Source organism: Priestia sp. RMT2NF4, assembly GCF_047872835.1.
Lineage (GTDB): Bacteria > Bacillota > Bacilli > Bacillales > Bacillaceae_H > Priestia > Priestia zanthoxyli.
This window is the reverse complement of record NZ_JBLQZO010000001.1, coordinates 1,100,646-1,112,008: the sequence shown is the minus strand read 5'-3', so window position 1 is coordinate 1,112,008 and position 11,363 is coordinate 1,100,646. Positions and strand designations below refer to the sequence as shown.

Genomic DNA, 11,363 nt, shown 5'->3' with positions numbered 1-11,363 from the left:
TCAGAAATTCTAACAAACACAAATAATATTGCAGCTTCTGTGTACATAGAAGAATAAATAACAAAAAGAAAAGAGTTTTAAAAACAAAAGTTTTCTGAATAAATTTGCAAAAAGTAGTTGCTAAATACATATAAATCAAATATGATAGTAAACATAACAAGATATGTTATATAATCTAACATTGAATTTAGGGGTTATTTATTCGTACTTAAGGGGGAAATCATCATGCAAATGGGCGATTCAGTATTTATGTTTTTTTCGGCATTATTGGTTTGGATTATGACACCAGCTATTGCATTGTTTTACGGAGGCATGGTTCGAAGTAAAAACATGTTAAGTACCGCGATGTATAGCGTAGGTTCATTAGCTGTCATATCTGTTCTTTGGATAGTAGCTGGCTATTCTCTAGCATTTTCGACCGGTGGCAATGCTTTTATTGGAAACTTGGACTGGGTGGGATTAAAAGGCGTTGGATTCACTCCAAACGGGGACTACAGCGCAACGATCCCGCATAACATGTTTATGATGTTTCAACTAACATTTGCTGTGTTAACAGTAGCTATTATCTCTGGTGCTTTTGCAGAGCGCATGAAGTTTTCAGCATTTATCTTATTTGCTATCCTATGGTCATTATTTGTATATGCACCCGTTGCACACTGGGTTTGGGGAGTTGGCGGATGGCTTCGTGAACTAGGAGCTATTGACTTTGCTGGCGGAAACGTCGTTCACATTTCATCAGGTGTAGCAGGATTAATTCTAGCTCTTGTTGTTGGAAAACGAAAAAATGCCGATGCTGCAGCACCTCACAATTTACCGCTAACTCTTTTAGGCGGAATGCTGATTTGGTTCGGGTGGTTTGGATTTAACGTTGGAAGTTCCTTAACTATTAACAGCGTTGCAATGACGGCTTTCATTAACACGAATACAGCGGCAGCAACAGGAATTATCGGCTGGCTTGTAGTAGAGTGGATTATTAATAAAAAGCCTACGCTGCTTGGAGCCGTTTCGGGAGCGATTGCTGGACTTGTAGCTATTACACCAGCTTGTGGATTCGTTACACCGTTTGCTTCTATTGTAATTGGTTTTATCGGCGGAGCAGTTTGTTTCTGGGGTATCTTCTCACTTAAAAAGAAAATCGGTTACGACGATGCGTTAGATGCATTTGGTCTTCACGGTATTGGGGGAACATGGGGAGGTATCGCAACGGGTTTATTTGCCACAACTTCTGTAAATGATGCCGGCGCGAATGGTTTATTCTACGGAGACCCAAGTCTACTATGGAAACAGCTGGTGGCTATCGTAGCAACGTATCTATTTGTCGGCATCGCTACCTTCATTATTGTTAAAGTGGTTGGGTTGGTAGTATCTCTACGCGCAACACAAGAAGAAGAAACGCTCGGGCTTGATATTACGCTGCACGGTGAAAGAGCGTATCACGAATCGAATATGTAAAAGGGGTGGGCACAGTGAGTGATGTTTTAACAAAAATTGAAATTATTACGCGCCCTTCAAAGTTTGAAGAGCTTAAGCAAGAACTAGCAAAAATTGGCGTGAGCGGTATTACGGTTACAGATGCGTTAGGGTGCGGATTGCAAAAAGGCATTACGGAACTTTACAGGGGGGTCAAAAAACAAGACAATATGCACGCCCGAATTAAAGTAGAAATTGTTGTGTGCGAAGTTCCCGTATCCGACGTTGTTGATAAAGCAAGAAAAGTACTAAATACAGGTCAGCCTGGGGATGGGAAAATATTTATCTATGAATTAAAGAATGCGATTAAGATCCGAACAGGGGAAGAGGGATCACAGGCATTACGAAACAATAGTTAAACTCGGGGAGAAGCGGAAAACAAAGGGTCATAAAAAGAGGCTGGGACAAAAGTAGTTTAGCCCAAGTGAAAAACGAACCACTCATCAACATATTTAATGAGTGGTTCGTTTTTTTTGTTTTTTGTGATGATGCCTATCGTTTTATTTGTTTCTGTCCTTCTAGCAGTTGATTGGAGGGCAAGGCGGAGACTCCTGCGGGAAAAGCGGGACAGGTGAGACCCAGCAGGAGCACAAGCGACGAGGAGGCTCAGCGGCCGCCCGCGGAAAGCGAAGCCCTGCACGGAAATCAACTGCGGTGTCATAAGCCGGCCAGCCCATGTATCTCATTTGTCCGTCTTTCGGTTAGATTCATTTCGTTATGTCTCAACCTTTTTTTAGGTTGAATAGTTACAAGGCATGTTTCCTTATGGTGACATGCTTTTTTGTTATATATACGGTCAAGGAGTATATCGCAAAAAACAAGTGAATATAATTAAAATTATTTTTATAAAATTAAGAAAATTATAAAAATATGTGTCATTATTACTGACAAGTTTGGTGAAATAGTGCTGTTTATCCTTTTATAATAGTAAAAAATGACTATAATTTTACTTTTATTAGTTTCTCTCTGTATAGGAGAGTGAATCTATTATGAAAGGATGTGACAATCAGTGTACATAAACAGCAAGCTTTTTTACCGTTTTCAGAAATGACATTTGCCAAAAAGATAAAAAGCGTTCTAGACGCGAACAAAGGGAGGGAAAATCGTTATAAAAGACTAGCCGCTATTACGCGTTTTATAACGATTACTACATGCTAAGTAAAAAAATGTTATCTATTTTAGCAACAACGGTCTTATCAGTAGGATTGGTAGCTGGCTGTGGCAGCAACAGTACATCAGGAGAAGACAAAGGCAGCAATGTTATTAAAATTGCTACGCAAAGCCCTTTGTCAGGAGGTAGTGCAACGTTAGGTGAAGCGATCAAACTGGGAGCTCAGCTAGCTCTTGATGAAGAAAAAGACACGTTTAAAAAATTAGGATATAAACTTCAGCTTGTGCCGTATGACGACCAAGGCGATCCTAAAAAAGGCGTAGCAAACGCTCAGTTAATCGGATCAGACAAAGCTGTCTATGGCGTAATAGGACATTTAAATTCAGGAGTTACCATTCCTTCATCTGAAACGTATGAGAAATACTCAATTCCAATGATTTCTCCTGCAAGTACAGCAACGGATGTAACAGACCGAAAGTTAAAAACAGTTAACCGCATTGTAGCCCGTGATGACTTCCAAGGGCCTGCAGGAGCGAAATATGCTGTTAAAGAGTTGAAAGCAAAAAATATTTTTGTCATTCAAGATAAAACAGCCTACGGACAAGGGCTTGCAGACGCTTTTAAAACAGCGGCTGAAAAAGAAGGGGCAAAAATTGTTGGATTTGAAGGAATTACAGTTGGAGAAAAAGATTTTAACGGTGTGTTAAATCAAGTCTCTAAAGAAAAGCCAGATCTCGTTTATTTTGGAGGGCTCTACGCAGAAGGCGGACTCTTAATTAAGCAAGCTCGTGACAAAGGAATTACCGCTAAATTTATGGGAGGAGATGGCTTAGACTCCTCAACTTTAGTTGATATTGCTGGAGATGCTGTAAAAGATACGTACCTTACGTCAGTAGCAGGAGATGCTTCCAAAACACAATTTGCTAAAGATTATGAGAAGAAATTCAATAAAAAAGTAGAGTCATATTCTGTATACGGGTATGATTCCATGAAGGTTATGCTTCAAGGTATTCAAAAAGCAATTGAAGACAATGATAAAAAGCTTCCTTCTCATGAAGCAGTGCGTGATGCTGTACGAGGTATTAAAGAATACAAAGGAGAACTTACGAAGGTAGGATTTGATGAGAAAGGAGACAATAAATACGCTAAAATCTTTATCTATAAGTTTGACGCTCCTTCATATCCAGCTAAATTAGAAGGGGAAATCTCACAGTAAACCTTAGAAAAGAAAGGTATGGATGTTCCGTACCTTTCTTTTCTTAAAATTGATTTTATAGGACGAAAGGGACGAGGTTATATGTTTGCTCATATTATACAAACGCTGCCGCAAGTGTTAATCGACGGACTAACATTAGGAGCTGTATATGCAATTATTGCCCTAGGTTATACGATGGTATATGGCATTTTAGAACTCATCAATTTTGCACACGGCGAAATTTTTATGTCAGGGGCCTTTATCGGAACCGCTATTTTAATAGGATTAACAGGCGTAGGTTGGATTGCAGCTTTTCCAGCTGTTGTGACGTTAATTTTAGTTCTTCTTATTACGAGTGTTGCGACTGGGTTTCTTGGTATGGGAATTGAAAGAGTGGCTTATCGCCCCCTGCGCAAGTCTTCTAAACTGATTACACTTATTACAGCTATCGGAATGTCGTTTCTATTACAGGATTTTGTGCGCTTCATTACGGAACTTAAGAATGGTAATTATATTGTTAATACCCCTGCTTTATTTTCAGGAAAAGTATCGGTTAACGCTTCTTCTCTTTCATCATCATTTGATGATGCTACATTTAAAGTAACGTTTATCGTAGTGTTAATTGTTGCTCTTTGCTTAATGATCGGACTCGAAATTTTCGTCAATCGAACCAAATGGGGAATGGCAATGAGAGCCGTAGCTCAAGATCCCGATACGGCTTCACTCATGTCCATTAATGTAAACAAAGTTATTTCTCTTACTTTTTTTATTGGTTCGGCTTTAGGGGGAGCAACCGGCGTGTTATTTGCGCTTCATTACGGAACAATTGACCCTTACATTGGTTTCATATTAGGATTAAAGGCTTTTACAGCAGCAGTTTTAGGAGGAATAGGCAATATACGAGGCGCAATGTTTGGAGGGCTAATGCTTGGCATTCTTGAAATGTTTGCAGCTGCGAATTTATCAACAATTACCGGCAATGTTTTAGGAGCAGAGTATAAAGATGTATTTGCATTTGCTATTTTGATTTTGGTGTTAATTTTTAAACCAGAAGGCTTATTTGGAAAAGCCGTTACAGAAAAAGTGTAGGTGATGACGATGAAAAAATTAATGAGTAGGCTTGAAGGAAACAAAAAGGCGCAAATCATTTTATTTTTTATATATGTAATTGCAACAAGCGGTAGTTTAATGCTTGCCCAAAAGTCCGTCGTCGCATTTTTACTTCTTTTATTTTCATTATTACTTCTGTACTTTATGTCTCTTTCTACTAAATTAAAATGGCTAATAGCAGGGGTCATTTTAATTGTGCTGCTTCCTTTTTCAGCTAGCCAAGGCCCTGCTTATGAATCATATATGGAAGTATCTACGCTAGTAGGCATTTATGTTGCTATGGCACTTGGGTTGAACATTGTAGTCGGATTGGCCGGATTATTGGATTTGGGATTTGTTGCTTTCTTTGCAGTTGGGGCTTACACGTATGGAATTTTCGCGACTAATCAAGCTGCTAATTTTATGCCTTTTGGTACGTACCCATTATCAGGAGAAAGCTTTTGGTTTTTTATCATTGCAGGGTGCCTAATAGCCGCTTTATTTGGAGTTTTGCTTGGTATACCTGTGCTGCGCGTAAAAGGAGACTATCTAGCTATCGTTACGCTTGGATTCGGGGAAATTATTCGAATTGTGTTTAACAATTTGGATAAACCGATCAATATTACAAACGGGGCAATGGGGCTGTCCTCCGTGACGCCGCCTTCTATTTTTGGGATTAATTTAGTATATCCAAGTCAGTTCTATTATGTAGTATTAGTCATCTTAGCTGCGGTTATTTTTATTGTACGGCGGTTTGAATATTCTAAAGTAGGACGATCGTGGAAAGCGGTTCGTGAAAATGAAATTGCCGCTCAAGCGATGGGAATTCACCTTGTTAGAACAAAGCTGCTTGCGTTTGCTATTGGTGCATCATTTTCAGGCATGATGGGAGTTGTTTTTGCCGCGAAGCAAACGTTTGTCGATCCAACCAGCTTTACGCTGTTAGAATCTATTACGATTTTAGTGATGGTTATTTTAGGAGGAATGGGGAGCGTTCCGGGCGTCATACTTGGAGCAGCGGTTGTAACCATTCTTAATCTTCAAGTATTAACGGAGCTCACGGATTGGTTTAATCAGCTGAGCTTAAACGGAGTTATCTCTATACCGGATGCACTTTCGCCAGCTAAAATGCAGCGATTTATCTTTGGCGGACTTCTTATTTTATTTGCTCTATACAGGTCTCAGGGATTGCTTCCTGCTAAACAGCCTACGTTCGATTTGAAAGAGTTGAAAGAAGAAGCTGAAGAAGAAATACAGCCTGTGATTTCAACGGCTAAGAAAAACGTCAATCTATAGAGGTGAAAGAAATTGTCTATTTTAGAAGTGAAAAATGTAACCAAGACCTTTGGTGGTTTAGTTGCCAATCAAGACGTAACAATGGATATTCAAAAAAATTCAATAACAGCTGTAATAGGACCAAACGGCGCTGGAAAGACCACGTTTTTTAATATGGTGACAGGTGTTTATCAGCCAACCTCAGGTGATATTATGTTAAATGGTCAATCCATAACAGGGCTAAAACCTCACAGCGTATCAAAACAAGGGATTTCTCGGACATTTCAAAACATCAGGTTGTTTAGTAATATAACGGTTTTAGAAAATGTGTTAGTTGGGATGCACAACCATTTGAAAGCAACCACTTTTGAAACGCTGTTGAATTTACCTCGAGCAAGAAGAGCGGAAAAAGCAGCTAAAAAAGAAGCGTATAAGCTGTTGGAATACGTTGGGCTAGAAGCTTTATATAACGAAGTAGCCACTAACTTATCATATGGAGCGCAGCGCCGACTCGAAATTGCGAGAGCGTTAGCTACTAGACCCTCACTGTTATTATTAGACGAACCGGCTGCTGGTATGAATCCGCGTGAAACAAAAGAGCTGACGGATCTTATTCACACGATACGAAGAGACCGGGAAATAACCATTTTATTAATTGAGCATGACATGAAGCTCGTCATGGAAATTTCTGATCATATTATTGTATTAGATCATGGAATAAAAATTGCAGAAGGAAATGCTGAACATATCCGTACGCACCCGAAAGTGATCGAAGCCTATTTAGGAAAAGGAGCGGCAGAGGAGATAGAAAGGAAGGAGAAAAGCACATGACTCTATTAAAGTTAACTGAAGTTGACACCTTTTACGGAGGAATTCAAGCGCTTAAAGGAATAACGATTGATGTAGAAGAAGGAGAAATTGTGACTCTTATTGGAAGCAATGGAGCCGGTAAATCTACCACATTAAAGTCCATTAGCGGTCAAGCTCCTGTCAAAGCAGGTAGTATCGTGTATAAAGGCACCCACATCACGAAATTCCCTCCTCACCAAACGGCCCGGCTAGGAATAGCTCACATACCAGAAGGAAGAAAAATTTTCCCTAAGATGACGGTAAAAGAAAATTTAACGATTGGAGCCTTCTCACTTTCTAATAAAAAAATAATAGAAGAAAATATGGGTAGAGTACTCACATATTTTCCGAGATTAAAAGAAAGGCTGACTCAAAAAGGAGGAACGATGAGCGGCGGTGAACAGCAAATGCTAGCTATCGGGCGAGCGCTTATGATGAACCCTTCTATGCTTATGCTAGATGAACCTTCTATGGGGCTTGCTCCCATCATTGTAGAACAAATATTTGAAATCATTATGGAATTAAATAAAAGCGGAATGACCATTTTGCTCGTTGAACAAAACGCTTATCAAGCACTGCAAATCGCGCACCGAGGCTACGTGATTCAAACGGGAGAAATTATTTTGCAAGGAAAAGGACCGGAATTAATTCACAATGAAAAAATAAAAGAAGCTTATTTAGCTTAAAAAACAAACCGCATCGCGTTTTAACGCTGCGGTTTATTTTTGTTCACAGGGGATGATTTGGATAAAGCAGGTAAGCATTGCTATTATCTGGTTTAGTTTCTTAATTAAGTAGGGAACGTTTAAAATAAGATTATTGAATAAGTGAGTAATTAGATAACCTCCTAGATGAAAGGAATGCTTCAATTTAAAGCTTTTTCATAAAAAACAAAAAAAGTTGAAACTTTTTTCATCAAAAAACGTTTATAAAGTAATAGAAAAAAATGGGTACGGTTATTTACACTCAAAAAGGAAGTGAGAGCGTGGCGACGCTGAAAACTAATTATTTGACTGACTTATGCTTAATCTATAGAGAAAGTCAATTTTATGTAATGCAAATACCTAGTTTCTACAAAAAAATGGCTAGCAAATACTTTCAGTTTCAGCCCCAAGAAAAAATAATTGCGTATTTACACAGCTCTTTTATAGCGGGCCTAGATAAAAGGGGAATTTGCTTTACAAATAAGGGGATTTACTGGAAAAGCAGAGGGATGAAAAAAGGAAAAATGTTATGGGAAGATTTCGCTAACATTCAATCCATTACCATTCGAAAAGAAGAAATGATTTGTTTTAATGACGTGGAGAAATTTCAAGTCAATCAAAACGATTACTCAGCTAGAAAGCTAGTATCTCTATTAAAAAAAATCAAGAAATTTATTCGCACTCATTCCCATGAATATATGTGTCAAGACTATATATATCCATGTGTATCCTCAAAAGAATTAACTTCTATTTGTTCATCTTTTCAAATTCATCAAACACCTGATCCAAAAGATGTGTTGTCGGTAGCAGGACAACTATGTGAAGAAGTTGAAAAAGAGATGCGAAACAGGCTCTATTTACCTGCAAAAGAAAAAATTGTAGCTCATTTAAATACATATCCTCTTCAAAAAACCGAGGGGATTACCGTTTGTTCTAAAGGAATTTATTTCTCAAAATCTTTTAAAACAGTTTATTACCCTTGGCACTTATTTCGCCACGTGAGTATTTCAGTGGAAACAGAGGAATTAAAAATTGCTAAAAAACATTCGTTATCTCTCAACTCAGCTGCCGTATCAAGCGGAGAAGTAATGCTGTTTCTCAAACAAATTAAACAGCATGTGCAGGCTTTACATGAAAAAGAAATCGATATTAAACAAGATAAGAAGTTTGCATGGAAAATGTTAATTTAAAAAACAGGTTACCGGTAATCTGTTTTTTGTTTTGTAGTTCTTTAGAATCATTTATTTGGAATATTGAAAGACATCATACAAGTAAACAAGACTAGAATATTGGAAGTTAAGAAAATTTTTCCATGACTATAAGGTTAATTTTACCAAAATGTCTTTTTCGTTTGGATAATTATGCTAAAATAGAGCTCGAGTTTATTTTAAGGAGCTGACAACAAGATGGAACGTAATTATTCAATTGATTTTATTAAGTTTTTTGCTACAGTGTTTGTGGTTTGTATTCATGTTAATCCATCACATGACGATTTCTTTTTAGGGAACCAGGAAAATGTGCTAGATGTCATTGTTGACACATTTGCACGATTCGCGGTTCCTTTTTTCTTTATTGTATCAGGGTATTTGTTTACGAATAAAATTCAAAAACATCCAAAACCTTCTGCATACTTAAAAAAATACACGTGGAATATTTCAAAGCTTTATGCATGTTGGTTCATCTTTTATTTATTGTTTGGTGTAGTTCTGCGCTTATTTCAGAACCACGGAACATTAGCAGAGCGAAAAGATGCAGTAGCTGATTATTTAACATCATCCATCACATTCAAAGATATCTTTTATTATGGAAGTGACACAAGCGGATTTCAGCTTTGGTACTTAATTGCGTTAATTTGGGCTGTTGTCATCGTTTTCTTATTTCAAAGATGGAAAAAGATCGGTTTATTAATGATTATCAGCACCGTATTATATGTAACTGGGTTATTTGGACAGTCTTATTCTTTATTTTTTCCACTTTCTTTTCAAACGAGAGATGCCCTGTTCTTTGGTTTGTTCTATACAGTATTAGGAGCTATGTTTGCCCTTTATGGTAAGCAAATTCTGTCAGTATTAAACGTAAGGCCCATGATTTATTTAGCCAGCTTTTTTGTGTTTTCAGCGTTAGAGATCGCCGAGCGCTACTGGTTGGTCAATATCCAGCACAGCAAGCCCGGAGACTATTTTATTTCTACGATTTTTTTATCGGCATCATTGTTTTTATTCGTATTAAGCAGTCCAAGTCTTGGCAAAAACTCGTTTTTTTCAAAGGTTGGGAAAAATTCAGTTGGCATTTATGTCGTGCATATATGTATTTTAAATGAGACCTATCGATTGCTTCGTTCCATAGATTCTTCTTTCTTTACAAATAGTATCGTCGCATATGTACTTATCGTCCCAGCAGTTTTTTGGTGCTCGTACTATTTATACAGAGGGATTCAATGGACAAAGGGAAAGTTACATGCAAAGCCGCACAAACATTCGTTTACAAAGCTACAGCATAAATAAGAAAAGCACCGGAGCAAGGGACTGACCCCAAAGCTTCCGGTGTTTTTTTGATAAAAAATGAGTCATTTAAAACCTAATTGGCTTGAGCTTCGTCTAATGTATTGAAAAAGAGCTGGCTAACTAAGCCAGCTCTTTTATGATGCAATAGCATACAAAAGCTGCTTTTGCATTTTAGGAGATAAAGGAATATTTTGATACAATTCGTAAATATGATGTTCGTTCCGGTGATAACAAATCCAATCCTTGTACGTTCCTTTTAAGAAGATGCGAAAAAACACGATTCGCTTATTCGTGCCGCCTGTTTTTAATTCAATTTTCAAATCATCTGTTTCTAATGTATACTGTACTGTAGAAGAGGAGAGAGCAAGTTTAGTTGTTTTTTTACTTGTTTTAATGAATTCGGCAAGTTCAATGATCTTCATTTTTTTACCTCACTCTATTGTAAATTAGGGGTATCTTATACGTATGATGTGTACAAAGAAAATAGAATCGTTTTTTTATAGTTTAGAAGAATGATCTTCAGCCCCTTCGTTAAGGGATTTGCATAAAAGGTTGACGTTTTCTTTGAATACAAATAAAATGCATATTAAGAAGTATTTCCCTCATTGTAACTACAGAAAAAGAAGAATTAAGGGGGCTCAATATGTTGACTGACTTAGTCGTAAGTCAAAAAGTAGTCAAGGTAAATGAATTTACTGTTGTAGGAGTGCCTATTCGAACAGATGAACCTGTGGAAGAAACGGGCACAGGTCTTATTCCTGAGCACTGGCAGACTTTTTATAAACAACAGTTAGCTAATAAAATCGCCAATAAAGTAAATGGTAATACATTTGCTCTTTATACAGAATTTGAATATAATCAAAAAATGGATTTTACATTTGCTCTAGGATATGAAGTTTTACCTGGCGGCGAACTCAAAGATGATATGAGAGAGTTCATCATCCCAGAAGGTGAATATATGGTGTTTACAACAGCTGTTGGGCCAGCTAGACAGGTAGTAGTAGAGGCTTGGGCTTATATTCGCGAGTGGGCTAAAAAAAATCATCGTGCCTATAAAATAGACTTTGAATTATATGATGAACGCTGTATTGATCCTGAGTGCAGTCAAGTTGATATTTATGTTTCAATTTAATAGCTAGTTTTGCTAAGTAGTTAAGATGCAGATA

12 protein-coding genes are annotated in these 11,363 nt (G+C 37.6%); 11 read left to right on the top strand and 1 reads right to left on the bottom strand.

The genetic code is table 11. The features are described 5' to 3' along the window. Nucleotides 1–225 precede the first annotated feature (225 nt). From ACMX9J_RS05670 to ACMX9J_RS05625, 10 genes are all read left to right on the top strand, one after another. Entirely contained in the window at nt 226–1,452 is a 1,227-nt protein-coding gene (locus tag ACMX9J_RS05670) for an ammonium transporter (protein ID WP_028412855.1), read from the top strand. A 14-nt stretch (nt 1,453–1,466) separates the two neighbouring features. Continuing rightward, nucleotides 1,467–1,829 carry a P-II family nitrogen regulator gene (locus ACMX9J_RS05665; RefSeq protein WP_013057611.1) on the top strand — a complete coding sequence of 121 codons (363 nt, stop codon included), beginning with the start codon at nt 1,467–1,469 and terminating at the stop codon, nt 1,827–1,829. 166 nt (nt 1,830–1,995) lie between these two features. Next, complete coding sequence (locus ACMX9J_RS05660) at nt 1,996–2,133, top strand: hypothetical protein (RefSeq protein ID WP_168760963.1); 138 nt, start codon at nt 1,996–1,998, stop codon at nt 2,131–2,133. Nucleotides 2,134–2,621: 488 nt separating this feature from the next. After that, a complete protein-coding gene (locus tag ACMX9J_RS05655; protein WP_416225527.1) occupies nt 2,622–3,797 on the top strand; it encodes a branched-chain amino acid ABC transporter substrate-binding protein in 1,176 nt (391 codons plus the stop codon). A gap of 81 nt (nt 3,798–3,878) precedes the next feature. Further along, nucleotides 3,879–4,865, top strand: a complete 987-nt coding sequence (locus tag ACMX9J_RS05650; protein ID WP_033579574.1) for a branched-chain amino acid ABC transporter permease — start codon at nt 3,879–3,881, stop codon at nt 4,863–4,865. Between the two features lie 9 nt (nt 4,866–4,874). Then, nucleotides 4,875–6,161: a branched-chain amino acid ABC transporter permease gene (locus ACMX9J_RS05645; RefSeq protein ID WP_033579415.1), complete on the top strand. Its 1,287-nt coding sequence runs from the start codon at nt 4,875–4,877 to the stop codon at nt 6,159–6,161. A 12-nt stretch (nt 6,162–6,173) separates the two neighbouring features. Continuing rightward, on the top strand, nt 6,174–6,971 hold the full coding sequence (locus tag ACMX9J_RS05640; RefSeq protein WP_033579414.1) for an ABC transporter ATP-binding protein: 798 nt from the start codon (nt 6,174–6,176) through the stop codon (nt 6,969–6,971). Further along, nucleotides 6,968–7,675: an ABC transporter ATP-binding protein gene (locus ACMX9J_RS05635; RefSeq protein ID WP_416225526.1), complete on the top strand. Its 708-nt coding sequence runs from the start codon at nt 6,968–6,970 to the stop codon at nt 7,673–7,675. The genes ACMX9J_RS05640 and ACMX9J_RS05635 overlap by 4 nt, the downstream gene beginning before the upstream one ends. A 299-nt stretch (nt 7,676–7,974) precedes the next feature. Further along, on the top strand, nt 7,975–8,883 hold the full coding sequence (locus tag ACMX9J_RS05630; protein ID WP_416225525.1) for a hypothetical protein: 909 nt from the start codon (nt 7,975–7,977) through the stop codon (nt 8,881–8,883). Between the two features lie 216 nt (nt 8,884–9,099). Next, nucleotides 9,100–10,197, top strand: a complete 1,098-nt coding sequence (locus ACMX9J_RS05625; RefSeq protein WP_047750599.1) for an acyltransferase — start codon at nt 9,100–9,102, stop codon at nt 10,195–10,197. Nucleotides 10,198–10,331: 134 nt separating this feature from the next. Here the strand turns inward: ACMX9J_RS05625 and ACMX9J_RS05620 are convergent, their stop codons facing one another. Beyond that, nucleotides 10,332–10,619 carry a hypothetical protein gene (locus ACMX9J_RS05620; protein ID WP_028412858.1) on the bottom strand — a complete coding sequence of 96 codons (288 nt, stop codon included), beginning with the start codon at nt 10,617–10,619 and terminating at the stop codon, nt 10,332–10,334. Between the two features lie 221 nt (nt 10,620–10,840). Here ACMX9J_RS05620 and ACMX9J_RS05615 point away from each other — a divergent pair, with 221 nt between their 5' ends. Beyond that, nucleotides 10,841–11,329: a GyrI-like domain-containing protein gene (locus ACMX9J_RS05615; RefSeq protein ID WP_033579408.1), complete on the top strand. Its 489-nt coding sequence runs from the start codon at nt 10,841–10,843 to the stop codon at nt 11,327–11,329. Nucleotides 11,330–11,363 lie beyond the last annotated feature (34 nt).

Excerpts from the sequence above, each read along its gene's own strand:
- ACMX9J_RS05670 (WP_028412855.1), top strand. The coding sequence starts at position 226 with ATGCAAATGGGCGATTCAGTATTTATGTTTTTTTCGGCATTATTGGTT.
- ACMX9J_RS05655 (WP_416225527.1), top strand. The coding sequence starts at position 2,622 with ATGCTAAGTAAAAAAATGTTATCTATTTTAGCAACAACGGTCTTATCA.
- ACMX9J_RS05650 (WP_033579574.1), top strand. The coding sequence starts at position 3,879 with ATGTTTGCTCATATTATACAAACGCTGCCGCAAGTGTTAATCGACGGA.
- ACMX9J_RS05645 (WP_033579415.1), top strand. The coding sequence starts at position 4,875 with ATGAAAAAATTAATGAGTAGGCTTGAAGGAAACAAAAAGGCGCAAATC.
- ACMX9J_RS05635 (WP_416225526.1), top strand. The coding sequence starts at position 6,968 with ATGACTCTATTAAAGTTAACTGAAGTTGACACCTTTTACGGAGGAATT.
- ACMX9J_RS05625 (WP_047750599.1), top strand. The coding sequence starts at position 9,100 with ATGGAACGTAATTATTCAATTGATTTTATTAAGTTTTTTGCTACAGTG.
- ACMX9J_RS05620 (WP_028412858.1), bottom strand. The coding sequence starts at position 10,619 with ATGAAGATCATTGAACTTGCCGAATTCATTAAAACAAGTAAAAAAACA.
- ACMX9J_RS05615 (WP_033579408.1), top strand. The coding sequence starts at position 10,841 with ATGTTGACTGACTTAGTCGTAAGTCAAAAAGTAGTCAAGGTAAATGAA.